Genomic DNA, 25113 nt, shown 5'->3' with positions numbered 1-25113 from the left:
TTTTGTAAATTACGTTAACTTATGAAGATTATGGTAAAAAAACTGATTTTATCGATATTTCTAGTAGTACTGGGTATAAACCTTCATGCACAAGAAAAAAAGTTTCAAATTCACACCATCGCATTTTATAATGTTGAGAATTTGTTTGATACCATTCGCGATCCAAAAATTTACGATGAAGAGTGGACCCCTGATGGTGCTCAGGCTTGGACCAAGAAGAAATACGAAAAGAAAATTGATAATCTGACGCGCGTCATGTCCCAGATTGGTACGGATGAAAATCCAAAAATGCCAACTATTATTGGTGTGGCTGAAGTTGAAAATAGAGGAGTATTAGAAGATTTAATTCACGCACCAGCTTTGCAAGCAGGAATGTATGATATTGTACACTATGACTCACCAGATCGACGAGGTATTGATGTAGGTTTTTTGTATAATACCCAACATTTTGTACCTACACATACGTCCAAACACACGTTGTATATCTATGATCAACTGAAAGGAAAAAAAGAAGATCCTGCTTCTCAAAAGCGTATTTATACGCGTGATCAATTGTTAGTGACAGGATTGTTGGATGGAGAAGAAGTGCATTTTATCGTTAATCACTGGCCTTCAAGAGTAGGGGGTGAAAAAGCAAGTAGTCCTAATCGTGAGGCTGCTGCAGCACTGAACATGAAAATTATCGACTCGTTACAGACCATCAATCCCAAAGCTAAAATTATTACCATGGGGGATATGAATGATGGTCCTTACAATAAGAGTATTAAAAAAGTATTGAAGGCAGAAGGAGAACGCCAAAAAGTACAACCTCAAGGATTATTCAATCCGATGGAAAAAATGGCGAAAGAAGGGCTAGGAACTTTAGCCTATCGCGATGCTTGGGATATTTTTGATCAAATGTTACTGACAGAAGCCTATTTACAAGAAGGATATGAGTCTTGGAAATATTGGAAAGCGAGAATATTTAAAAAACCGTTTATGGTACAAGCAACAGGACAATACAAAGGATATCCATTGCGAAATAGTCACAGTGAACCTGGATTTAGTGATCACTTTCCTGTTTATATTTATTTGATTAAGGAACAATAATAGATAAAGAGCGGCTAACGAGCCGCTCTTGTTTTTTACTAGTGGATTGGTCGTTTCATTCCATGGAGGATTCCTCAAATCGGATTTCATCGAGTACTAGGTTATAGGTACTAGGAATAGTTGCTGTTTTTCCTCCAAAGCGAAAAGTGAGAAAATCTCCTTCTCCCGTTGTGTTGTACCTCACACCTTGTAGTGGTAGTATGATTTTTACCCATTCACCCTGAGTATCAATAGTGCCTTTATACTTATTGACGTTTCCTTGCTGATTGGTAATGGAAGTGGGGGACACAATTTTACTTGTTGTGACATTTTCCAAATTAAAAGCAACATAAGCGCCATCTGCTTGATAAAGATAAATAGATAAGGATTTCGCATTCGCTGTTCCTTTGAGCAAGAAAGAAATAGCTGTTGCGTTAGAAGGTACTTGAACTTGAGCTATGGTAAAGGCATTTTCTGTTTTTGTAGGAGTACCTCGAAAGGCTAATCCTGTTGAGTTGTTCCACCCTTCCTCCATGACTTGCGTAGCGAATTTTAAGCCAGGTCGTTTGAGCACCCCAAGAAACTGTTCCCAATTTTCGAAGTCTGCCCCAGGAAAGACTAACGTTTGTCCAGGTTCAACGACGATGGGTAGGGATCCTTGTTCTTCCTCCTCTTCTGTTGTTTCCGCTTCAAAGGGCGGTTGATCAAAATTGAAATCTTCCAATACGCGAGGATAGAATTGAATTTGTTTACTGAATACATCTGCAATTCCGATAATTGTGCCACTTTGTGCAGGAATGACGTAATCCACAAAGTCTTTGGTCAGTTTTCCTGTACGGATATAGAGACTATTTCCGTTCTGATCTACCATTTTTCGCAAGGTATAGCCTTGCGCATCAACTTCTTTAGGGTCATATAGTGTTTTGCCAACTAATTTGCGATCGAATTGTACATTTTCGAGTAGAACTAATCGACTGGTATACGTTTCTATCTCTTGCTTTAAAGTAGCTAAAGAAAGTTTAGTGGTATAAGCGTCGAGATTTAAAGGTTCGCAATACTTTTGAATAGTGGTGTTGATGGCATTTTTAGCCAGGCTACCAATGTATTTTTTGCCAGTAGAAGATGTGTAGATTCCTCCGCCAATATTCAGTTTACCAAAAGCATTGCTGTAGTAGAGTCCGCTTAAGGCGATGGCTACTTTTGTACCAGGTGGAAATGCAGTATAAGATGCTCCCATCTCCAAATTAACGATAGCAGGTACTTGTGTGATTTCATCAACAAGGTGTAATTTATTGTAGAAATTACCTCCTTGATCACTGGAGATAACAACCCCAGTCAAGACATCATTGGCTTGGCCGGGATACAGCTGAATGGTAGCGTCTGCTAGCAATTGTAACTGCTCAAGTGTGGTATTAGGGGCTAGGGTTGGAGCCAGACAATCAAGAGTAGGGAGTGAAAAGTTGTCGCTTTTGGCACAACCAACCAACAGTAAGACTATGAAACTGAAGGTTATTATTTTTCTTTGTAGGATTTGCATGAGTAGAAAATTAAAAATTATAGTAAACCTGAATAAAAAAATTGCGTCCATAACCGAACCAATATTTGGTCCCAAACATGGGATGACCTCCTTTAGAGCGGGCAATCTCTTCTGCATAAGTAGCATTTCTCGCTTGTTCATATCCTCCTGTTTTGTAGGTGGTGTTCAAGAGATTTTGCACAGAAGCAAAGAAACCGAGGATGGTGCGATTTAAAAGTCGCCATGATTTACCGCCAGTTAAGGCAACCAAGGAAAAGGCAGGGAGTTTCTCTTGCTTTAGCAGGCGATGTAATGCTTCGGGTGTTAAATCATCAAAGGTTTGTCCTACTTTTTCAGGATCCATAATGAAATTTTGCGTTCGTTTTAAAGAAGCGACTTGAACAAAGGCATCAGCGAGATAATTGAACGAGGTACTGATAAACCAAAATGAGGGAGCTCTATATTCTATTCCGAAAGACAAGGCCGTTTGCGGTCCATTTGCAAGGCGATAGTTGGTCAGTTTAGCTTTTCCATAATCCAAAGGCTTTACAAGTTGCTGCGTTTGTAGTTGCAATTGAGAATCATGCGTATAAAAAGATTGGCCTATACCTGTTGCAGTTGTCATCCGCAACGAGGGAGTGAGTTGATAAGCCGCTCCAAATTCAACACCAACATGACACTTGTTTATATCCGTGAGAATTTCAGAAAGCAGTACCCCTTTTGTATCACCAAGACCTAAACCTTCTGTATAATACGTCGTTAGTTGCGTACTGTTACTGATATTAGCAATATACCCAGTAAGTTTAGCTTGAAACTTAGGCGTTCTTAGGTTGTAAGTTGCATCAAACCCCAAAACCGTTTCTGGCTTTAAATTCGGAATGATGGTATTGCTCACTTGAATGGACGGGAAGGTATTGTGTATCGTTGGTGGTTGATTATACCAGGCCCCGTTGACACTGAAGATGTGCTTTCCGGAGAGGTAGTAGGTAAATCCACCTTTGATCCCCAAATTATTCAATAGAACAACCTCACTTTTTCCAAAAGAAGTTGTGGGAAAAAGCGGATTTTTATACAATCCCTCCCTTTGATATGCCGTATAGTGCAGCTGTTCCGCAAAGTAAAAGCTCAAGCGTTTGTAATTAAACGTAAATAAGGTAAATGCTTCTGCCTCTTCTCCTGAAATGTGGTAATTGTAACCATAGGTATCTCCAAGGCGAATCTGACGATTGGGATGGTATAAATTGCTATCGCGCAATTCGATGTCTTGAAAAGTATCGATATCCATGTAGTAGGTTCCACCCAGTAAATCAACAGCTTTCTTAAAATTGGATGTACGTAGTTTTCGATAGGTAATACCCGCATCTAGGGTAAGGTGATCTGTCAATACGGTGTGGAAATTGGTCGTAGCTGCAAGCGTTCGATCTTCTTGTCTATCCTCAAAGAGAATAATCTTACTCTGTCCGTTGAATTGTTGATTCTTTTGATAGATACTTGCCCAATCCAATTGTCCCTCACGGATAAAGGCTGCTTGTGCACCCTTGGCTTGTTGTAAAGCTGCCCATGTTGCTTGTTTAAAAGGATCTTCATCTGATAGTGCTTCAAATTCATTGGAGGATAGCTGCCAATATGCAGCATCAATTTGAGCGAGATAGTAGCTGGGCAAATTTTTATAGTAGGTTGGGTCAGGATTGAGGTTGTCTTGATAGTCCAGCCTACTGTTGGCACTATAGCCCCATTGATAGCCTACTGTTGTGGTCAGCGTACTATGTTCATTAATATTCCAATAATGGGTGAGCATGACCAAGGGTTCTGCTAGGTCTTTATATCGAGCATTGCGTTTTTCTCCTTGTTGCCACCCCCAATAAGCATTGTAATTTATACCTTTTAAGTTTATTTGTTCTTGCGTATTGACCGAAGTTTTAGCCCGTTTGTTTTTGGCATATATGCCAGAAAGATTCAAACTATGTTGAGGGTTGATTTTCTTCTCCACAGCCACAAAAAAAGAAGTAGCATCATAATTACTCCCAGGCCAATATCCTTCTTTGGCTCCGCGATAAGAACCAGAAACAGCGTACGCCCAGTTGTTTTTACGCAACCCAGAGGCATAGGTTCCAAAGGTGCGCCAACGATAGCTAGTGTTGGATCCAGAAAAGCCGATGCGCATTCCTTTTCTCATCATAGCGGCTCGTGTTGTAATCATTTGGGTACCTAAAATACCCCCGAAAGCAAGAGGAGAAGGCGGAACGCCTATCGTAAAGAGTTGATTCCGCGTAGCATCATTTAAACCTCCCCAATTGTTCCATTGTGGCCGACCCGTTTGTAATTTGTTCATGACTAAACCGTTCACAAGCGTTTTGCCATACGACTGGTCTAATCCACGCATGCGATAAAATCCCGAACTCCACGTATAAGCAACCGCTTGTTGAAAAGGATCTTTGGTCGCTTGAAGTAAACTCGCAGACCCTTCAGTACTTGAATCGTCGTCATCCAAATCATTGTCAGTCAACGGAATTAAGCCAAAATGTTCTACTGTGGTGGAATCTTCTTCTAACACGACGGTACCTATATCGAGAAGCTGATGCGGTAGCAGGGACAGGGTAAACCGTTGTGTAATACAAGAAGGATAAGATACTTCAATAATACAAGTCTCTTTGATGGGAACAGCTAGAACAAAATCACCTGAGGCATCTGTTAAAGTGTACTGATCCGAGTTGCTAACTTGTACTAAGGCTTCTTGCAAAGGTCGGTGGAATCGTGCGTCAACTACTTTTCCTTTGAGTTCTACTCGATGTTGTGCGTGAGCTAAATTCGAGCAATGGGCTAGAAATAAAAGAAGTAATACTACTCTCATAAATTATTTTGATTAAAAAAGGGTTGGAATTGATTTATCTCTTATAAAGTTAATTTTTTATTGAATTATTCTTTATTTTTAATTAATAATAATGATTAAATGTTATAAAAATGAATGAAATAAAGAATATGTGTTTGAAAATGATAATTTTTATTGCGTTTTTGTCGATGAGGATGAGTCTTGCTCAAGAAAGGCAGTATCATATTCGAACGATTGCTTTTTACAATTGTGAAAATCTGTTTGATACCATACGCAATCCAAAAATTTACGATGAAGATTGGACGCCAAATGGAGCAAGAGCCTGGACAAAGGAGAAGTATGAAAAGAAGATTAACAATTTAGCGCGTGTCTTGTCGCAAGTAGGTCGTGAGGACAATCCTACGATGCCTGCAACCATTATTGGTGTAGCGGAAGTAGAAAATAGAGGAGTGTTGGAAGATTTGGTGCGTTCATCAGCCTTACAAGCAACGAATTATGGTATTGTGCATTTTGATTCTCCTGATAAGCGAGGCATTGATGTCGGTTTGTTGTATGATCAACAGCATTTTACCGTGCTTCACACGTCGAAACATCCGTTGTATATCTACACTCAGTATCCAAGGAAGCGAAAAGAGCAAAAGGAAAAGAGGATTTTTACACGAGACCAATTATTAGTTTCGGGTTTATTGGATGGAGAAGAAATACATGTAATTGTCAACCATTGGCCTTCGAGAGTAGGTGGTGAACAATTGAGTCGTCCCAATAGGGAAGCAGCTGCCGCATTAAATAAGAAAATTATCGATTCTTTACAGCGCATCAATCCACAGGCGAAAGTCATCACGATGGGGGATATGAATGATGGTCCTTTTAATTCGAGTATGAAAAAGGTTCTTCAAACCGAAGGAGTCAAGCATAAGGTTGCTGTTCAGGGATTATTTAATCCGATGGAAAAAATGGCGAAACAGGGATACGGTACATTAGCCTATCGAGATGCGTGGGACATTTTTGATCACATTGTGATTACCGAAGCTTTTTTGAAAGGACAACAAGAAAGTTGGACGTATTGGAAAGCGCGTATTTTTCAGCAACCGTTTATGGTGCAATCTACAGGACAATACAAGGGGTATCCACTGAGGAATAGTAGTAGCGAACCTGGTTTTAGCGATCATTTTCCCGTGTATGTCTACCTGTTGCGTAAACGATGAGCAAAAAAAAAGAGGTAGCTTACTGCTACCTCTTTTTTTATTGAAACAGCTGTTCAATAATTTCTTGTCCGTATACTTGTGATACTTGTTTTACAAAGGATTCAAAGCTAAAACTAGCTTCTTGATTCGCCTTGTCTGAGATGGTTCGAATTACCGTACAAGGAATACCGTACTCGTAGCAGACTTGGGCAACTGCTGCTCCTTCCATTTCTACACATAGTACATCTGGAAGTGCTTGTTGTAAATTTTCTTTTTGCTGATTCGTGGAAAAAAATTGGTCACCACTGGCAATCGTCCCAAAGTAAACTTGGGGTTGCTTGATTGCAAATTTATCCAATTCTTGAGGGGCAATCTTCGCAGAAAGGATATCAGGGGATAGAAAACGTTCAATGTGTTGCATCACTTGCTTAGAACGCATTTCGCTTGTTTCAAAATACGTCTTGTTGAGCAAGGGAATTTCGTATTGTGGACGCAAAGGAGATACATCCATATCATATTGAATTAAATCTCGTGCAACAATGACATCGCCTACTTCAATATGAGGAGCAATGCCTCCAGCAACACCAATAAAAATAATTTCACTAACATTAAAACGCAACAGTAGGGCGGAAGCCGTTGCAGAAGCAGCAACTTTACCAATGCGCGAATAAACCACCACCACGTTTTGCTTGCCTAATACGCCTTGGTAGTAGGTGCGATTGCCAAGGGTAATGGTCTTTTTATCTTGTAAAATAGCGATAATGCCATCGACTTCTTGGGGTATAGCCCCCATGATTCCTATGATCTGTTCCTTCATGTAGAATTGTATATGTGAACATCAAAAGTAGAAATAAATGTTTAATATGTAAGGAGCATTCACTGATTGATAGCTGAACGATTGTAATCCAATGCACAGCACAATTGGTTTTAACTGCTTTTTTTAGCTAATAAAATAACGATCTGTGACTTATTCCTTTTTTTTACAAGGAAACAGAGAATTGTTTGTCCTAAAAAAATCTTCAATCAACCTATAAAAAAATAGTATCTTTACAACGAAAAGTGAGAAAATAATTCCTTCTTAATTTAGAAGGATTAATATATAAATACATAAATATATAAATGGCTTGTACAAATTGTTCAACGAAGACAGATAGTAATGGCGTACCCAGAGGGTGTCAGAGTAAAGGAACATGCGGAACAGATAGCTGTAATAAATTAGCAGTTTTTGATTGGTTGTCAAATATGGTTTATCCAAATTCAGACAGCATCTTTGATATAGTTGAGGTTCGATTTAAGAACGGAAGAAAAGATTTTTATCGTTATCCAAGTGGAATAACAGTAGCAATGGGAGATATTGTTGCAACTGAAAGTTCCCCAGGACACGATGTGGGTATTGTTTCTTTAGTCGGTGAACTGGTTAAGGTTCAAATGAAAAAAAAGAAAGCAGATCCAGACGGAGAAATCCTAAAAATCTATCGCAAAGCAACACAAAAAGATATTGATATTTGGCAGGAAGTTCGCGAAAAAGAAGAACCTGTGCGAATGCGAGCAAGAGAGATTGCCATCAGTTTGAACCTAGAAATGAAAATATCTGATGTTGAGTTTCAAGGTGATGGATCAAAAGCTACATTTTATTATACCGCTAGTGAGCGTGTCGATTTTAGACAGTTAATTAAAGAATTTGCAAGAGAATTTAGCATTCGAATCGAGATGAAACAGGTTGGTTTCCGACAAGAGGCAGCGCGCTTAGGCGGTATTGGATCTTGTGGAAGAGAATTGTGTTGCTCTACTTGGCTGACGGATTTTCGAAGTGTAAATACAGCAGCAGCACGTTACCAACAATTGTCCCTGAATCCACAAAAATTAGCAGGACAATGTGGGAAACTAAAATGTTGTTTAAATTTTGAATTGGATACGTATTTAGAGGCATTGAAAGATATGCCAGATTCAGATACGAAACTAATGACAGTGAAGGGAATTGCTTTTTGTCAGAAAATAGATATTTTCAAAGGGCAAATGTGGTTTGCTTATGCTAATAATTCAGCCAATTGGTATGTATTGACTACAGAGCAAGTGAAAGAGATCTTGGAGTTAAATGCACAGAATGAAAAAGGAAATGAACTTGAAAGTTATAGCGAGGATATTCCTTCAGATAAAGATCACTTCCAAAATGCAGTAGAGCAAGATAGTGTAACGCGTTTTGATCAACCAAAGCGAAAAAGAAAAAATACCAAGGCAAAAGGTAAATCCGGAGAGCGAGAAGGCAATGCACCTGCTAGAGGGGCAGAAGCCAAAGGAGCCGAAGATAAGGATGCCTCAAATGCAAGAGAAGATAGAAAACGCAGACCAAAGAATAGGCCTGCTAAAAATGCAGATGGTAAAGATAGACCGGTAAGCAAGGAGGGAGAACGCAAAACGGAGGGTAGACCAGAACGTAAAACGGAAGGTAGACCTGAGCGCAAAGCAGAAGATCGCAACGAAAGAGCAGAAGGTAGACCAGAACGCAAAACAGAAGGTCGATCAACGCGAAAACCGGCGGATCGAAATGAAAGAGTAGAGGGTAAATCTGAGGGCAAATTGGATAAAAAAGGCGGTAATAGAGAGCCTAAATCAGGGAATGAACAAGGAACTGAGGAAAACCAAGGCAAGAATCAAAAACCGAGATCCAATAAACCAAAACCGAGAAAACCTCGACCAACAAACCCGAATACAAACCCAACAAATAAACAAGACGGTGAAAATAAATAGTCTTTATTTAGCTTTGAGTTTTTTGTTATGCTTGTTTATTAGCTGTAAACACGATAGCAAAGTAGTTTTTGATGAGTACCAACCCACGAAAGGGGTCTGGGAGAAAAACGACGTGAAGACCTTTGTTTGGGATGTACAAGATACATTGACGGCTCATAATTTGTTTATGAATGTCCGAGTAAATAATGAGTATCCATACAGTAATATGTTTGTGATTTTTAAAATTTACAAACCTAGTACAGCTATTGTAATTGATACGATTCAATTTCAAATGGCTGATCCTAATGGTGCACTGTTAGGGAATGGTTTTTCAGATGTGAAAGAGAGTACATTGTGGTTGAAAGAACACTACATCTTCAACGAAACTGGAAAGTATAAAATGACAGTAGAACAAGCTGTTAGAGCACTAGGAGAGGTAGAAGGTGTCCCTGCCTTACAAGGGGTAAGTGAAGTTGGATTGAGAATCGAAAAAGCAGAATAAGTTTTTTAAAGTTGTATGAAAAACAAAAAACAAACGAATAAAAATGCCGCTAATTTCAAAAAGTATGTATCTGCTTTTTGGATCGCCTTTTTTGGGTTGGGTGTGGCTATAGTACTATTTTTCCTTTGTGCTTCTTGGGGAGTTTTTGGAGCAATGCCTACGTTTGATGAGTTGGAAAACCCTTCAAGTAACGTGGCAACCGAAATCATTTCTTCAGACGGAAAGACGATTGGGAAATTCTATTTAGAAAATCGCGTTCCTGTAAACTATGACGATTTGCCTCCTCATTTGGTGCAAGCGTTGATTGCAACAGAAGATGAGCGTTTTTATGGTCACTCTGGTATTGATGCTAGAGGGACTTTACGTGCCGTGACTTCTGTAGGAAGTAGTGGTGGTGCAAGTACAATTACACAACAGCTCGCTAAATTGTTATTTCACGGGGAAGGATCTCGTAACTTAGCGAAACGTATTGCACAAAAAGCAAAAGAATGGGTTATTGCGATTAAATTAGAGCGCCAATATACCAAAGAGGAAATCTTGACGATGTATTTGAACAAAGCAGATTTCGTAAATAATGCAGTTGGAATTCGTTCGGCAGCAAAAGTATACTTAGGTAAAGAGCCGAAAGATTTAACTATTGATGAAGCGGCTATGTTAGTAGGAATGCTTCAGAATCCGGCTTATTTTAACCCTGTACGTAGACCTGAATTAGTACAGAAAAGACGTAATGTCGTTTTGCACCAAATGGCAAAAAATGACTTCATTACGAAAGAAGAAAGTCTTCGTATGCAAGAACTTCCTTTGTCTTTACACTTTACACCAGAAAGTCACAGAGAGGGAATTGCGACCTATTTTAGAGAGTATTTACGCGATTATATGCGCCGTTGGGTGAAAGAAAACCCGAAAAAAGACGGAACAACCTACGATATTTATAGAGATGGTTTAAAAATTTATGTTTCTATCGATTCGCGTATGCAAAAATATGCGGAAGAAGCGGTACAAGAACACATCAGTAATTTACAAGAGGAGTTCTTCATCCAGCAAAAGAACAATAAAAATGCACCGTTTTTTAATATTAATGATAAAGAAACAGAGGCGATTATTAATCGTGCGATGAAAACATCAGAACGTTGGCGTCAAATGAAAGAACAAGGTAAATCGGAAGAGGAAATCCTGAATTCTTTCAAAGTAAAAACAGAGATGCGTATCTTCTCTTGGAAAGGAGAAATTGATACGATGATGACACCAAGAGATTCTATTATTTATTACAAGCATTTCTTGCAAACAGGATTGATGTCGATGGAACCACAAACCGGTCATATTAAGGCTTGGGTTGGAGGAATCAACTATAAACATTTTCAATATGATCACGTTGGGCAAGGAGCTAGACAAGTAGGGTCTGTATTTAAGCCATTTGTATACGCGACAGCGATTGAACAATTGCATTATTCTCCTTGTGATTCCATTATCGATTCACCATTTACAATGCCAAAAGGTAGATATGGAATTAGCCAAGATTGGTCTCCTCAAAACTCAAATAGAAGTTACAAAGGAATCATGACGTTAAAGCAAGCCTTAGCGGGATCAGTGAATACTGTTACAGCTAAGTTGATGGATAAAGTAGGACCGAAAGCGGTAGTAAATATGACTAGAGATTTGGGTGTATCAGCAGATATCCCACAAAGTCCAGCTATTGCGTTGGGTGCAGTTGATATTACCGTAAGTGATATGGTAGCAGCTTACAGTACGTTTGCGAACCAAGGAATTTATGTGAAGCCTGTTTTCGTAACGAGAATTGAAGATAAAAATGGCGTTATCTTATTTAATGCTGTGCCAGAAACAAAAGATGTATTGAGCAAAGATGTGGCTTACACGGTAGTAAAACTACTGGAAGGAGTTACAGAAAGTGGTTCTGGGGTGCGTTTGAGAACGACGTGGCAAGGTCCAGGATATAAACGAGTAACTGGTCACCCTTATAAATTTACGAATCCAATCGCAGGTAAAACTGGAACGACACAGAACAATAGTGACGGTTGGTTTATTGGAATGGTTCCCAATTTAGCAACGGGTGTTTGGGTAGGTAATGATGATCGCGCCGCTCACTTTAAAACCATGTTATATGGACAAGGAGCAACGATGGCATTACCAGTTTGGGGCTTGTTTATGAATAAATGTTACGCAGATAAAACATTACATGTTTCTAAATCTGCTTTTGAAGTTCCAGAAGGATTATCCATTCGAGTAGATTGTACAAAAATTGTGCAAGAAGCCGAGACGGAAGACGAAGGACTAGACACAAATGAATTTGATTTCTAATATTGAAAACGCCTTTTTTTAAAGGCGTTTTTTTTATACTTTAGAGCAGTTAATTAAACCAAAGATTATGATAAACAAAAAAGTAGCCAATGTTCAGGAAGCATTAGCTGATGTTCAAGATAATATGACGATAATGCTTGGTGGTTTTGGATTGTGTGGAATACCTGAAAACTCAATCGCAGAGCTTGTTCGCAAGAATATTAAAGGCTTAACGTGTATTTCTAATAATGCAGGTGTAGATGATTTTGGTCTAGGTTTGTTGTTGCAAAAACACCAAATTGATAAGATGATTTCATCCTATGTTGGTGAAAATGCAGAGTTTGAACGTCAAATGCTGTCAGGAGAACTGAATGTAGAGTTGACTCCACAAGGAACTTTAGCAGAAAAATGTAGAGCTGCTAAGATGGGAATTCCCGCTTTTTTCACTCCAGCTGGTTATGGAACGGAAGTAGCAGAAGGAAAAGAAGTACGTGTTTTCAATGGAAAACCTCATATTTTAGAAGAAGCTTTTGACGCAGATTTTGCCATTGTAAAAGCATGGAAAGGAGATGAGGCTGGGAACTTAATTTTTAAGGGAACAGCAAGAAACTTTAATGAATGTATGGCAGGTGCTGGAAAAATTACAGTTGCTGAGGTAGAAGAATTAGTGCCAATTGGAACACTAGATCCAAATGAAATTCATGTGCCTGGTATTTTCGTAAAACGTATTTTTCAAGGTGAAAAATATGAAAAGAGAATTGAACAACGCACTGTACGTCAAAGATAGTAACCCACCAACCGTTTAAAAAGAAATTATGTTAGATAAAGTAGGTATTGCAAAGCGAATTGCAAAAGAATTACAAGATGGATTTTTTGTAAACCTAGGTATAGGTATCCCAACACTTGTAGCGAATTATGTACCAGAAGGAATGAATGTTGATTTTCAAAGCGAAAACGGCGTTTTAGGGATGGGACCATTTCCTTATGAAGGAGAAGAAGACGCGGACTTAATTAACGCAGGAAAACAAACGATAACCACTTTACCAGGGGCGTCTTTCTTTGATTCGTCAACGAGCTTCGGTATGATCAGAGGAAAACACGTAGACTTGACTATTTTAGGAGCGATGGAGGTTTCTGAAAAGGGAGATATTGCCAACTGGAAAATTCCAGGTAAAATGGTAAAAGGAATGGGAGGAGCAATGGATTTAGTTGCATCTGCTGAAAATATTATCGTGGCGATGATGCACGTGAATAAAGCAGGTGAATCAAAAATCTTAAAAGAATGTTCTTTGCCATTAACGGGAGTAGGATGTGTAAAAAAGATCGTTACGGAGTTAGCGGTAATGGAAGTGACACCGAATGGAATGAAGCTTTTAGAACGAGCACCAGGTGTTTCTGTGGAAGATATTATCAAAGCAACAGAGGTAACGCTAATTATTGAAGGAGATATTCCAGAAATGAATATAGATTAAATAGAAAAGGAGGTTTTAAACCTCCTTTTTTTATAGCGTTTGGTAAGGTATACCCGTTTGTTGAACAATTTTATCGCCTGTAATTTTGCGATAGGTTTTCCAATCGTTTTCTCCTAGTGGAGGGAGAGTTAAATCTAATTCCTCCGCTTCTTGGGTGTAATAGTCTAAACGATTCTTGTAATGAGGAGATACTAAATTGTATATTGTAGTGGTGGTTAATCCTTGGGCAAGTAGAGCCGCCGTAAAGGCTACAATATCGCGAATGTGAATCATGTTCACAGGCAAATCGGGGTTGTCTAGAACGCCACGGTTCACAATATAACGCACCGGTTTGCGATCTGGACCAAATAATCCTCCTAAGCGCAAAATACAACTTGTGATTTCATTGGTGTTCAACAATAGTTGTTCAGCAGCTAAAATCTGTTTGCTTGTCGGATCGTTGCTGTAGTCTACACTTTCTTCTGTTACTTCTTGTTCTTGAGGGCTATATACGGAAACAGAACTCATCATCATGACTTGTTGTACGCCTTGTTGTTTAAGATAAGGAATTAATCGCTCAAAACTACGGGCATATAAGTCACTTTCTTCTCCTCGAATGGGAGGAATAGTAATGACTAACACGTCTACATCTTTTAAAAAGAGTTGGATTTGTTCTTCGTCTGGTTCTTGTAAATTCACAAGATAAGGATCTATGTTGGCAGCTCGTAATTCAGGTATTTTAGCCTCACTTGTTGTCGATCCTTTGATGGTGTATTGTTTATCTTGAAGATAGTGGTTTAGGTGTAAACCCAACCAACCACAACCTAGTATTCCTATCGTTTTCATCTGGCGTATCTTTTAATTAAATGCTAAAAGTAAGCAATTCCTTTGGGGGAGTGAATTTATCTGGTGATATTTGAAATTATAAATTTCAGTAGACATGAAAAAATTAGCATTATCCTTGATGACTTTATTTCTTGTAGGGGGAAGTTTTGCCTTGCAAGCCCAAGAAATAGAGAAGCAACTGGTTATAGAAGAAAGAAAAAATGATCCAAAGAGCGAAGAAAGTCCTTATGTTATTTTAGTTTCCTTGGATGGGTTTCGCTATGATTATATTGAAAAACACGAGGCGAAGTTTTTAGCTGAACTAGCGAATTTGGGAACTAAAGCAGAATCGCTAATCCCTTCGTATCCTTCTGTTACTTTTCCAAACCATTATTCTATTGTGACGGGGATGTATCCTGGACATCATGGTTTGGTTGGAAATAACATGTACGACAGAAATACGGAAGAACGCTATTCATTGGGTAATGCAAAGGCCGTTACGGATGCGAAATGGTATGGTGGTACTCCGCTATGGGTACTAGCAGAACAACAAGGCATGTTGAGTGCTTGTTACTATTGGCCAGGATCTGAGGCACCAATTCAAAAAGTACTACCAACCTATTATTACAAATATTCAGAAAAATCGGATATCGATAGTCGTTTAGTACAAGTAAAAGAATGGTTGAAATTACCCGCAGAAAAACGACCGCATTTCATTACGTTTTATATGCCTGAAGTGGATCATGCCGGACACCAGTTTGGCCCAGACGCTGAGGAAACTCAAAAAGCAGTTCAGTATGTAGATGAGGCCATGGAAAAACTATATACTTTAGTTAAAGATTCAGGATTGCCAATTAACTTATTTATCGTTTCTGATCATGGAATGTTAGAATTAGATCAAAAAACGCTATTAAAATTGCCTTTCGAAGTAGATGAAAAAGAAATGGCAGTAGCTTCTAATGGAACATATGTAAGCTTATTTATCAAAGATCCGAAGAAGATTAAAACTTGGTATGAGAAGATAAAAAAAGCTATTGATCCTAAATTAATGGAGGTGCATCTAAAAGATAATTTACCTCAAGAGTATCACTTCGGATCGAAAGATGATCGTTATAATCGAGTAGGTGATATTGTATTGACTGCCCATGCTCCGTATTACTTTACGAATAGACCTTTGGCTGGAAGTCACGGTTTTGACCCTGCAAAGGTGAAAGAAATGCATGCGTTATTTATGGCTGTTGGACCGAATATCAAAGAGAAGCATACAATCAAATCGTTTGAGAATGTACACATCTATCCAATGATTGCAAAAATCTTAGGATTATCTGTAGATGAGAAGCAATTAGATGGAACTGGAGCAGTTGCCAAAGAGGTGTTGAAATAAAGGTTGATTTTATAGGGATAAAAAAAGCAGCGGTAAATTAATTTTATCGCTGCTTTTTATTAGTATTAGTTATAATCCTATAATTGTATAGTTTTTAAAATCTCTATAGTCAAGTGGTTTTTCTATTAGGTTATCTACCCAGTCTTTAATACCATATGTGTTTAAAATGTATTGATCTTTAATTGCATACGCAAATTTAGTATTGCCTTCATTCGTGTGTAGATAGGTCATGTTGGTGTTTTGATCAGTAAACTTGTAAAAATTATTTCCTTCAAAGTTTGTAACAGGTCTAATATAGTTCTCTTTTCGAGCAACAGTATAAAAGACGAAATTATCCTTCACTATTTTTAGATTTTTAAATGGACTATTTTTTAATTTAGTACTATTTAAAAAATTATCAACTATTGAATTAAATTCATCTTGTGATTCACTTAATTCATAGTCATTTGTTAGTAATAAGTAGTCTGTAAATCTTGTTTGTAAAGCAATATTGTAGATAACTTTACCAGTATCAGGAAAGTAAAAATTAGATATTACTATTTTAGGTTCAACAAGTTTTTTACCACCATTAAATGGTCTTGTGTTTATAATATTATCAATGTAGAATTTAATGTTTTCTTCTGCAATAAAGCTGTGAATAGGTATTAATCCTTTGGGGGCAACATCTGTCATTACGGTGCTATTTCTATCGTTAAGAGAAGAATACCAGCTTGTTAGGTTGATGCTTGTTTGGTTTATATCGTTAGGATTACTACTGACATTTACTCCATATTCACCGCCAACAGTTTGGACAGAACAAAGTACAGTGTTTAAACTTTGAGTAGTTATTACTTTATTTTCATTTCTATTTCCAATTACTATTTTAGTACTTCCTCCACTACCAGTTATTGGAAAAGTAACAGAGCCATCAATGGTATAATTTACGTCCCTTTTTAGTTCCGTTTCAGTTCTATTATATTTACCGTCTCCAACATACATTGCAGTTGCTAAACCACCAGTGAAAAAATTGGAAAGAACTAATCTACCGTAATTATTTAGGAAATCCTGACCGTTATTATTATATAATTCAGATAAAAACATTTCAGACAAATATTTAGCTCTAATTAGTTCTAAAGTATTAGGAGACATAAATAATTCATATTGTCTATCAATAATGCCAATATCTAATTGACCAAATATAAGGTTACTTTTGTTTAAGATTGACTGTGTAAATGTTTTAGTATATTTAGATTGAACACCAAGTGAAATTCTTGTTCCATATATACTGAAATTTGTATTACCATCAACATTTCGTATTTTCTCGTTTAAAACATAACTTTCACGCTCGCCAAAAGTTTTAAATGCTGTGCTTTTGTAAGTACTTTCTCCAATTCTATGAATCAGTAATGCATCAGGTCTATCATTAACATAGCGATTAACATCAATTACTGGAAATCTAATGCCTCTTTCAACATTGTCTTGGAGATGTTCTAAATTATAAACTCGGCCAAGATAATTTTTGAAATCAATTAAGTCAGAATTATTTTGAGTTGTGAAAGGTGTTCTTTCTGTTTTTTCTAGCTTTAGAATAAAAGGCTCTTTACTAGTTCTTTCTTTAAGAATAATTTCTTTTGATTGAGTTAGATCTTCTTTTTTAGTGAAATCCTCCTCCTCACTACAACTTAGTACAGCGAATGCTAATAAAGTAGTTAAAAATAATTTTGTTTTCATAATATAGTTTTAAATATTAATTGGTATAATTTAAATTCTAAAAAAATTAAAATTGATAACCAAAACCTAGGTTCAAGTATATATTGTGCATACTAAAAGAAATGTCTTCGAAGTCTTTTTTAAATAATCGATTTGCACCGTAGCTTACATCACTAAAAAGCCTAAAATGACTGTTTAAATTCCATTCACCACCTGCTTGAAAGCCCCATTGAAAGCGATTTAAATCATCAGAATAGTCAAAATCAGCTGAAGCATCATCATTAAATTCTACTTTTAAACCTGTTGGTGTATTTTCACGTAAGTAACCGTTCGATACATTTCCAGTAAAATTTCGATCAATTAAACCAGATAAAAAGACACCTCCATATAAATTCCAATTTTCAGATAAGTTATATACGGCTGAAATGGGAAAGGTTAAATATGTATTGCTTACGTTGGTATGAACATCTCCTGTAAAGTATCCTCTACTTGGACCTTTAGCAGAATTTACTTGTATTAAGTAGTTTTTTACACGTGCATCCGTTTTCATTCCTTTTTCTTCAAATCGAACCCCTAGTCGGACGCCCCACTGTTGGTTCACCCATTTTGTTGCATTGGCTTCAAAACCAGTTTGTAAACCCGGGTTGTAACTTTTGATACTTCGAATCTCACGAGGTAATCCCAAGGGAGCGGCTCCTCCAATGCTAAACTGAGCTTTTACTTGGTAATCCATTTTTTGTGTAAAAAAGGATTGAAATGCAGAGGAGGGCTTCTCTTGTACTTCTTGTGCATATAGGGCTGTTCCTAGCGCAAAGAACAAACACCCAGAGAGTATATGTTTAAAATTCATTTGTTTTTTGAATTAGTTGTTTACTTCTTGATCTGTTAACACTTCAATTTCATCTATTGAAAGTCGACTTCCAATAGCTCCATTGTATTTGTCTCCTTCAAGACTTGAAGTTAGAACGATGGCTAACATGTATTCCGCAGTAGGGTCATAGTTTCTACCTGCAATAGTGATAAAGGGTAATTCGAAATAGGTCCACTGCGCTGTTTCGATTCGATCTTCTGGTTTAATTCTTGCGTAGGATAGAATACGCGGATCATCTTGAGGATTGTCAATGAATCTAAAACCATGTGTTGCTTTAAGGTAATCATTAGCCGAATCTTTTCTAAAGAAAATGGCATAAATATCAAAAGTGTCTTCTGTTAGATTACTTTGTCCATCTTTACTATTGATTTCGAAAGAATCTCCTTTTTTATACTTAAAATAACCAATTAATTTAGTTGGTGCTTTTTCCCAATTGGTCCCAAATCGAGGAGACTCTTCAGGTTTTGTAATATTAGTCTCAAATTTTCCAGTAAAAAAGTTTCCAGCTGCTATAGCTGCAAAAGCTTGTCCCATTTTGCCTGTTTTTTGTGTTTCCAATCTTATACCTTGGCCTATTTTCCCTTGAGGTTCAATGGTAGTAATCATATGATCTTTATCAGGTCTATTTTGAGGATCTGTCAAGAAACTGAGATAAAACCCAGCATTTCCACTATCCCAAATTCGAGCTTCTTTATCTCCATCAATTTCAATCCATTCATAAAAACCACCATTTGAAAATACACGGGTATTCTCAAATGAAAACTTACTAGATATTTCAGCTGTGTAAAAGCTAATTTTATAGGTTTTGGAATAAGCTCTATCTTGTGATGTTACAGTATAGAACTGTGGGTTCGTGAAATCTCTCACTGTACCACTACTGGGATCTATGGTTGCTCCTTCTGTTAGAGTAAATTCAGGTGCTAATTGAGTGATATCAGCATTGCTATTCACATAGAATGTAATAAAATCATTTTCAATTTCTACGGGTAACTTTGTTAGGTTATCGGGAATTTTAGCTGTTATAATATCGGCCTCCGTGTTTAACGCTTCATCTTTGACACAAGATGAAAAAAATAACCCTATCAATAGGGTTAAAAGAAAAAAGTATTTGTTTCTCATCATTGAAATTAGTGTTTATTAATATTTATATCATGTAATGGTAAAGGTTGTATAACCTTTGTTTTACAAATTTACGCTATAATGTTGAGAATACGCGTTTTCTGCATTTTACTACCTTAGATTGTGATTTTCAATGCTTAAAATGTATGAAAATGTTGGGTTATTTTAGTAATATTAAGTAAAAAACTCTTTTTTGTGCTAAAAAGGTGATGGGCTTGGAACAAAAAAGACTACAATCTTGCGATTATAGTCTATATTTTGAACCAGGTGCAGTTTTTATTTAAAACTGATAGCCAAAGCCAAGATTCAGATAAATACTGTACATGTTGAACGTAATGGCTTCAAAATCTTTTTTAAATAAACCATTGAGTCCCCAATTTAAATCTGAAAACAAGCGAAATTGACTATTCACCTTATATTCAAATCCCAATTCCGCACCCCATTGAAAACGGTTTAATTCAGAAGAGAAGTCGTATTCTCCTTTGGCATCTTCTTCAAATTCTATGGGTGTTCCAATGGGATTCCCTTCGCGTAGTACACCATCATATACATACCCTGTAAAATCACCATCAATGAGTCCAGATAAATAAACACCACCGTAAACATTCCATTTAGAATTGACATTGTATACCGCAAGTACTGGAAAAGTGATGTAAGAGTTCTTCATTTTTGTTTTTACATTTCCTGTAAAATACCCTTTCGTTTGCTTGCCCTCTTCACCATCAATCTGTGTGTAGTAGTTTTTTACTCGCGCATCTGTTCTCATACCACGTCCTTCAAAGCGGAGTCCTGTTCGAATTCCCCATGTCTGATCATCCGTGAACCATTTGGTTGCATTAACTTCTAATCCCAATTGTAAGGTAGGGTTGTAGCTGTTGATTTCGCGAATCTGTGCAGGTATTCCCAAAGGAGTACTTCCGCCAATGCTGAATTGTGCACGAGCTTGATAGGCGGTATTCTTTGTGAAGAATGTTGTAAAAGCAGAGGGAGTTGTTGGTTCTATCGTTGATATATCAGGTGACTGAGCAAATGAATCGTAAGGGAATACAAGTATGCAGATCAACAGCAAATATAAAGACGGAAGTGTATTATTCTTTTTCATAAACTAATTCTATTTCATCAACTAAAAGTGTACTGCCAATAGCGCCTTTAAAGTCTGCCCCATCAATACTTGAGGTCATGACAATGGCAATCATATAATCTTTGTTTGGATCGTAGGTTTTTCCTGGAACGATGGTAAATGGAATGGAAAAGGTACTCCACGTTGTTGTTTCCTTACGATCTTCTGCTGTGATGCGCGCAAGGGCAACATTGCGAGGATCAACAAAGGCATGATCTCCTGTTAGGTAGTTGTCTTTTTTCTGTAATTCAAAAATAATGGCATAGATGTCAAATGAATCTTGTGCACCAGGTACTTCGTTATAATTTTCATCCGTCACTACTTTTCCAGGCGTGTACTTATATACACCTCGCAAAGTTTGAGGCAAAGCTCCGTTATAAGGAAGTCCAAAGCGAGTGGATTTCAGCGTATTAAATGGATTGAGCTTGAATTGCCCCAGAAATAAGTTACCTGCTGCAATCGGATTTCCCGTTGCTGCAGCAAAATTTGAAGTATATACGGTTTGCATTTTAACGGCATATCCGCCTCTACGACCCGGAGCTACTGTTGTTGGATAGGCTTCTGGCGGTGTTGAACCAGCTATTGTAGCATATCCTTGATTTCCACTATCCCAATCGTAAATTTTCTCTCCGTTAGAACCAATTTCATAAAAGCGATAGTAACGATCTCTGTCAGTTAACTCTGCATTGTTGAAGTCATAATAGGTACTCAATTCATCACTCGTAAAGCTAACCAGGTATTTTTTCTGCCAACGTTTATCTTGGGCTATGATAACTACCTCTTGAGCAGTTGAAAAATCTCGCGTAACCCCATTCGGTGGATCCATAGTGGCGTTGGGAGAAATAATGAAAAAGGGCGACTGATGCGCTAGATCTACATTTGATTTTACTCTGAATTCTACCGAAGTATTCGTGATAATTGGATCCATTTTAAGGTATTCACTGGGAATATAAGCTTCTAATATGTCGGCATTTGTGTCTAGTTCTTCATCTTTGATGCAGCTGCTACACAATAAGCTGAGTCCAACTAAATAAAAAGAAACGGAGTGTTTCATAGGATAAATTATTAATTAATAACATATTTACAATTTTCTTGCCAAATTTAATGGCTTTGTGTTATGTTTTTTATAACATGGAAGGTAATATATTTTTGTTTAGTTAAAACGATTATTTTTTGCTTTTTATTTTGTAAAATAGAGCATTGAACTCGGGTTGATCTTGCTGGTTTTAACTTCATAGCAAAGGGAAACCCAAAATGAAAAGAAGAAGTTCATATTTCTTTTGATAGTAGTATATTTGTTTGATTGTAAATAGTCTGTATGAAAACCAAGCATTTAGTTTATTTGTTGCTTTTAGGAGTTACGAGTCTTTGGGCTCAAGATAATCACAAGTGGAATAGTTATTTCTCTTACACCGAAGTTGTGGCTCTTGCAAAAGGACGCGACGTTGTTTTTGGAGCAACGCCTTCTGCTTTGTTGCATTTTTCAGTCAATCAACAGAATATTGAAGTGTACAACTCCATTAGTGGGTTAAAAACCAATCAAATTACAGCCTTGTATTTTAGTGAGGTACATCAAAAACTTTTAATTGGAAATGAAGATGGTAGCTTGCTCGTTTTTGATTTGAAAAATGATCGTATACGCACCCTATCGGATATTAAAAATAAACCCTCTTTACAGGTTTTTGAACGTCGAATTAACGCTTTTCTAGAGGTTAAAGGACAAGTATATATCGCTACGAATTATGGGATTAGTGCGTTCAATATGAATGATAATTCATTTGGGGATAGCTATTATATTGGATCCAATGGAAGAAATAGCATCGTGAAGGATATTGTAGCGACGAATCAAGATTTGTTAGCTCTTACAGCTGAGGGGATTAAACAGATTGGCCTCCAAAACCCGAATAAGGTTGATTTCCGCCAATGGAATAATTGGGAGGATGGAGAAAGCTGGGAAAAAGGGTATGCAATAGGGGATAAAATTTTCTTGATCGCGAAAGATGAGGAAACCCTCTATCAATTAGTTCAGCCGAATCAAGTCGTAACCGTAGCGAAAGCGAATCAACCTTTAGTAAACTTCAATGAAAACGAGCAAGGACAATTGTTAGTGATTACAGCAACCCAAGTACTGACTTTACAAGGAGGAAATCAATTAATTGAAACAATCCAACATGGGAATCTTGTGGATGCTGTTGAGGTGAATGGGGTATATTATTTTGCGAGTAGTTCAGGAGGACTTTTTCAATTGGCAAAAGGGGGACAAAAAGAATCTTTATCGCCTGATGGACCGGAATCTAATCGTGTATTTTCACTTTTGGCAACAAGAGAGGGTACGTGGTTCATTAGTGGCGGATATGATAAAAATACGTACAACCCGTATGTGCCTACTTTAGCAGCCAAAGGATTGAGTTACTTTAATAAGAAAAAGGGATGGGAATTTTTGCCATTTGGCGCATTGAAAGACGCACGTGCCTTAACGTATGCCGCGTTAAATCCCAAAAATGACAAAGAATTGTATGTAGGATCTTACCATTCAGGATTACTCCAAATAAAATGGAAGAACAATAGTATTCAAGATAGTGAAGTTGTCTTGTTTAACCATGAAAATACAGGAACTACTGGCTTAGAGAATATGGAAATTGATCCCAATGACACTTCCTTTCCTCCAGGCTATGCCACCGTACGTGTAAATGGCGTTGTGTTTGATAAACAAGGAAAACTGTGGGTAACAAATAATTTTGTATCTAGTGCATTGAAGGCTATGGATGCGAATCAAAAATGGCAATCTTACTATTCGACTTACGGTATGTTTGATTACAAAAGAGGAAATTACGGGCGTTTAGTGGTGGATAAAAATGAGACCAAGTGGATCCCGTCCCTAGAAGATGGATTAACAGCATTTAATGAGACAAAAAATAATCGCATTGCCAAACTGAATTCAGATTTGGGTAATCTCCCTTCTGATAATGTTAGTGCCTTAGCGTTAGATAAAAACAATCAATTGTGGATTGGTACCGATAAAGGATTGCGTGTGATTCAAAACGTCAATCAATTTTTGCAAACAACGAGTTTACAACCAACCAATATTGTGATTGAAGAAAATGGAATTGCAGAAGAATTGTTTTATCAACAGTATATCACGAAAATAGAAGTGGACGGCGCCAATAAAAAATGGGTGGCAATTGCAGATGCAGGAGTATTTTTGGTGGCTGCTTCTGGTAAGAGTATCGTCTACCATTTCACCAAAGATAATTCCCCATTGCCTAGTAATACCATCAATGATATTGCGACAGACCCTATATCAGGTGAGGTGTTTTTTGCCACTGACTTAGGTGTTGTTTCCTTTATGGCGGATACTTCTGAAGGGCAAGATACGAATAGTTCGTTTTATGCTTATCCCAATCCCGTTCGCCCAGAATACCTTGGCGAAGTGCGTATTGTTGGATTGATGGATCGCTCTGTGGTAAAAATTACAGATATCGAAGGGAATTTAGTTTTTGAAGCAACCTCGAATGGAGGAACTGTGGTTTGGGATACACATGCATTCAATGGTAAAAGAGTTGCTTCAGGCGTGTATTTGATCATGGTCTCATCGGTTGATCACGCCAATACCAAGGTTAAAAAATTGATGATTATTCGTTAATGGTTATACAGACAAAAGCCATTGTATTACAGGCTATAAAATACCAAGACAAAAGCTTGATTGTGAAATGCTTGACGAAAGAAGTAGGGATTCAGACCTTTTTTGTTCGCAATGCATTTGCTAAAGGAAAAAACGCACAGAAAATAGCGTATTTTCAGCCTTTGATGTTGCTGGATATTACATTCGCTTTTAAAAATAAAGGTGGGATGGAGTACTTGAAAGAAATTAAGGTTGATCAAGTATATCACAGCATTTATTATGATTTTTCCAAAAATAGTATAGCTCTTTTTGTCAGTGAAATTCTCAGCATGGTGGTGAGTGAACAAGAACGCGATGAGCAATTTTATTCGTTTATTGAGACGGCACTCTTATGGCTAGATACACACGATGAAACAGCGAATTTCCACTTGTTGCTCTTGGTTGAATTATCAAAATACCTCGGATTTTATCCTGATTCCTCAGCAATAGATTGTCACTATTTTGATTGGTATGAAGGCGTGTTTACTGATATTCACGTTGCAAATTGTTTTGATGCAGAAGAGACATTTTTGTTCAAGCGTTTGTTAGACTTAGGGTTTGAATCGGATCAAAAGATATTCTCTTCTCGAGATCGAAAAACACTTTTAGCCTTGCTGATGAAATATTATGAAGTACATTTTACGGCTTTCAGAAAACCAAAATCACTGGAGATCTTGAAGGAAGTATTTTCGTAAGGTGAGGCGATGAGGTGTTTTTTTGTGAGGTTTGTTCTTTGTGAGGTTCCTCACCTTCTCACCTTCTCACCCTCTCATCGTCTCATCGTCTCACCACCTCACCACCTCACCGCCTCCCCAAAAAAACAACCATCCAATCTCAAAAAAACAAAAAACAGTCAATTTTTGCTCTTTTT

At 37.4% G+C, this 25113-nt stretch carries 19 protein-coding genes; 10 read left to right on the top strand and 9 right to left on the bottom strand.

What is annotated here, in order from left to right:
* Positions 1 to 30: 30 nt before the first annotated feature.
* Entirely contained in the window at positions 31 to 1089 is a 1059-nt protein-coding gene (locus AWV75_RS12170) for an endonuclease/exonuclease/phosphatase family protein (protein ID WP_440131131.1), read from the top strand.
* Between the two features lie 55 nt (positions 1090 to 1144).
* Here AWV75_RS12170 and AWV75_RS12165 read toward each other — a convergent pair whose 3' ends face one another.
* Together AWV75_RS12165 and AWV75_RS12160 are read right to left on the bottom strand one after the other, a co-directional pair.
* On the bottom strand, positions 1145 to 2605 hold the full coding sequence (locus AWV75_RS12165) for a DUF5689 domain-containing protein (RefSeq protein WP_060874630.1): 1461 nt from the start codon (positions 2603 to 2605) through the stop codon (positions 1145 to 1147).
* 10 nt (positions 2606 to 2615) lie between these two features.
* A complete protein-coding gene (locus AWV75_RS12160; RefSeq protein WP_060874629.1) occupies positions 2616 to 5435 on the bottom strand; it encodes a TonB-dependent receptor in 2820 nt (939 codons plus the stop codon).
* 110 nt (positions 5436 to 5545) lie between these two features.
* Between AWV75_RS12160 and AWV75_RS12155 the strand changes: the two genes are divergently transcribed.
* Entirely contained in the window at positions 5546 to 6619 is a 1074-nt protein-coding gene (locus tag AWV75_RS12155; protein WP_060874628.1) for an endonuclease/exonuclease/phosphatase family protein, read from the top strand.
* 37 nt (positions 6620 to 6656) lie between these two features.
* On the opposite strand, the gene AWV75_RS12150 is transcribed toward AWV75_RS12155, so the two are convergent.
* Positions 6657 to 7415: a 5'-methylthioadenosine/adenosylhomocysteine nucleosidase gene (locus tag AWV75_RS12150; protein ID WP_060874627.1), complete on the bottom strand. Its 759-nt coding sequence runs from the start codon at positions 7413 to 7415 to the stop codon at positions 6657 to 6659.
* A 302-nt stretch (positions 7416 to 7717) separates the two neighbouring features.
* On the opposite strand from AWV75_RS12150, the gene ricT reads away from it, so the two are divergent.
* The 5 genes from ricT to AWV75_RS12125 all read left to right on the top strand — a co-directional run bounded on the left by ricT (position 7718) and on the right by AWV75_RS12125 (position 13594).
* Positions 7718 to 9346, top strand: coding sequence for a regulatory iron-sulfur-containing complex subunit RicT (ricT, locus tag AWV75_RS12145; RefSeq protein ID WP_060874626.1), 1629 nt, complete (start codon positions 7718 to 7720; stop codon positions 9344 to 9346).
* Positions 9333 to 9827, top strand: coding sequence for a gliding motility lipoprotein GldH (locus tag AWV75_RS12140; protein WP_060874625.1), 495 nt, complete (start codon positions 9333 to 9335; stop codon positions 9825 to 9827). The genes ricT and AWV75_RS12140 overlap by 14 nt, the downstream gene beginning before the upstream one ends.
* Before the next feature lie 15 nt (positions 9828 to 9842).
* Positions 9843 to 12143: a penicillin-binding protein 1A gene (locus tag AWV75_RS12135; RefSeq protein WP_060874624.1), complete on the top strand. Its 2301-nt coding sequence runs from the start codon at positions 9843 to 9845 to the stop codon at positions 12141 to 12143.
* 67 nt (positions 12144 to 12210) lie between these two features.
* Positions 12211 to 12909: a CoA transferase subunit A gene (locus tag AWV75_RS12130; RefSeq protein ID WP_060874623.1), complete on the top strand. Its 699-nt coding sequence runs from the start codon at positions 12211 to 12213 to the stop codon at positions 12907 to 12909.
* A 28-nt stretch (positions 12910 to 12937) separates the two neighbouring features.
* The gene (locus tag AWV75_RS12125) at positions 12938 to 13594 is read left to right on the top strand and encodes a CoA transferase subunit B (protein ID WP_060874622.1); all 657 of its coding nucleotides are present in this window, start codon (positions 12938 to 12940) and stop codon (positions 13592 to 13594) included.
* 30 nt (positions 13595 to 13624) lie between these two features.
* Here AWV75_RS12125 and AWV75_RS12120 read toward each other — a convergent pair whose 3' ends face one another.
* Complete coding sequence (locus AWV75_RS12120) at positions 13625 to 14419, bottom strand: NAD(P)H-binding protein (RefSeq protein ID WP_060874621.1); 795 nt, start codon at positions 14417 to 14419, stop codon at positions 13625 to 13627.
* 94 nt (positions 14420 to 14513) lie between these two features.
* On the opposite strand from AWV75_RS12120, the gene AWV75_RS12115 reads away from it, so the two are divergent.
* Positions 14514 to 15782 carry an alkaline phosphatase family protein gene (locus AWV75_RS12115; RefSeq protein ID WP_060874620.1) on the top strand — a complete coding sequence of 423 codons (1269 nt, stop codon included), beginning with the start codon at positions 14514 to 14516 and terminating at the stop codon, positions 15780 to 15782.
* Between the two features lie 69 nt (positions 15783 to 15851).
* On the opposite strand, the gene AWV75_RS12110 is transcribed toward AWV75_RS12115, so the two are convergent.
* The 5 genes from AWV75_RS12110 to AWV75_RS12090 form a co-directional block, all read right to left on the bottom strand.
* Positions 15852 to 17492 carry an MAC/perforin domain-containing protein gene (locus AWV75_RS12110; RefSeq protein WP_060874619.1) on the bottom strand — a complete coding sequence of 547 codons (1641 nt, stop codon included), beginning with the start codon at positions 17490 to 17492 and terminating at the stop codon, positions 15852 to 15854.
* A gap of 46 nt (positions 17493 to 17538) precedes the next feature.
* Positions 17539 to 18321, bottom strand: a complete 783-nt coding sequence (locus AWV75_RS12105) for a porin family protein (protein WP_060874618.1) — start codon at positions 18319 to 18321, stop codon at positions 17539 to 17541.
* Positions 18322 to 18333: 12 nt separating this feature from the next.
* Positions 18334 to 19464 carry a PCMD domain-containing protein gene (locus AWV75_RS12100; RefSeq protein ID WP_231738114.1) on the bottom strand — a complete coding sequence of 377 codons (1131 nt, stop codon included), beginning with the start codon at positions 19462 to 19464 and terminating at the stop codon, positions 18334 to 18336.
* Between the two features lie 277 nt (positions 19465 to 19741).
* Positions 19742 to 20563: a porin family protein gene (locus tag AWV75_RS12095; protein ID WP_060874617.1), complete on the bottom strand. Its 822-nt coding sequence runs from the start codon at positions 20561 to 20563 to the stop codon at positions 19742 to 19744.
* Positions 20550 to 21635, bottom strand: a complete 1086-nt coding sequence (locus AWV75_RS12090; RefSeq protein WP_060874616.1) for a PCMD domain-containing protein — start codon at positions 21633 to 21635, stop codon at positions 20550 to 20552. Before AWV75_RS12090 ends, AWV75_RS12095 begins: the two co-directional genes overlap by 14 nt.
* Before the next feature lie 264 nt (positions 21636 to 21899).
* Here AWV75_RS12090 and porZ point away from each other — a divergent pair, with 264 nt between their 5' ends.
* Together porZ and recO are read left to right on the top strand one after the other, a co-directional pair.
* Positions 21900 to 24224, top strand: a complete 2325-nt coding sequence (porZ, locus tag AWV75_RS12085; RefSeq protein ID WP_060874615.1) for a type IX secretion system anionic LPS delivery protein PorZ — start codon at positions 21900 to 21902, stop codon at positions 24222 to 24224.
* Positions 24224 to 24937 carry a DNA repair protein RecO gene (gene recO, locus AWV75_RS12080; RefSeq protein WP_060874614.1) on the top strand — a complete coding sequence of 238 codons (714 nt, stop codon included), beginning with the start codon at positions 24224 to 24226 and terminating at the stop codon, positions 24935 to 24937. Before porZ ends, recO begins: the two co-directional genes overlap by 1 nt.
* The last annotated feature ends 176 nt before the right edge of the window (positions 24938 to 25113 follow it).

The sequence above is a fragment of the Myroides odoratus genome, from assembly GCF_001549985.1.
Classification (GTDB): Bacteria; Bacteroidota; Bacteroidia; order Flavobacteriales; family Flavobacteriaceae; genus Flavobacterium; species Flavobacterium odoratum_A.
This window is presented reverse-complemented; position numbering and strand designations above follow the sequence as displayed.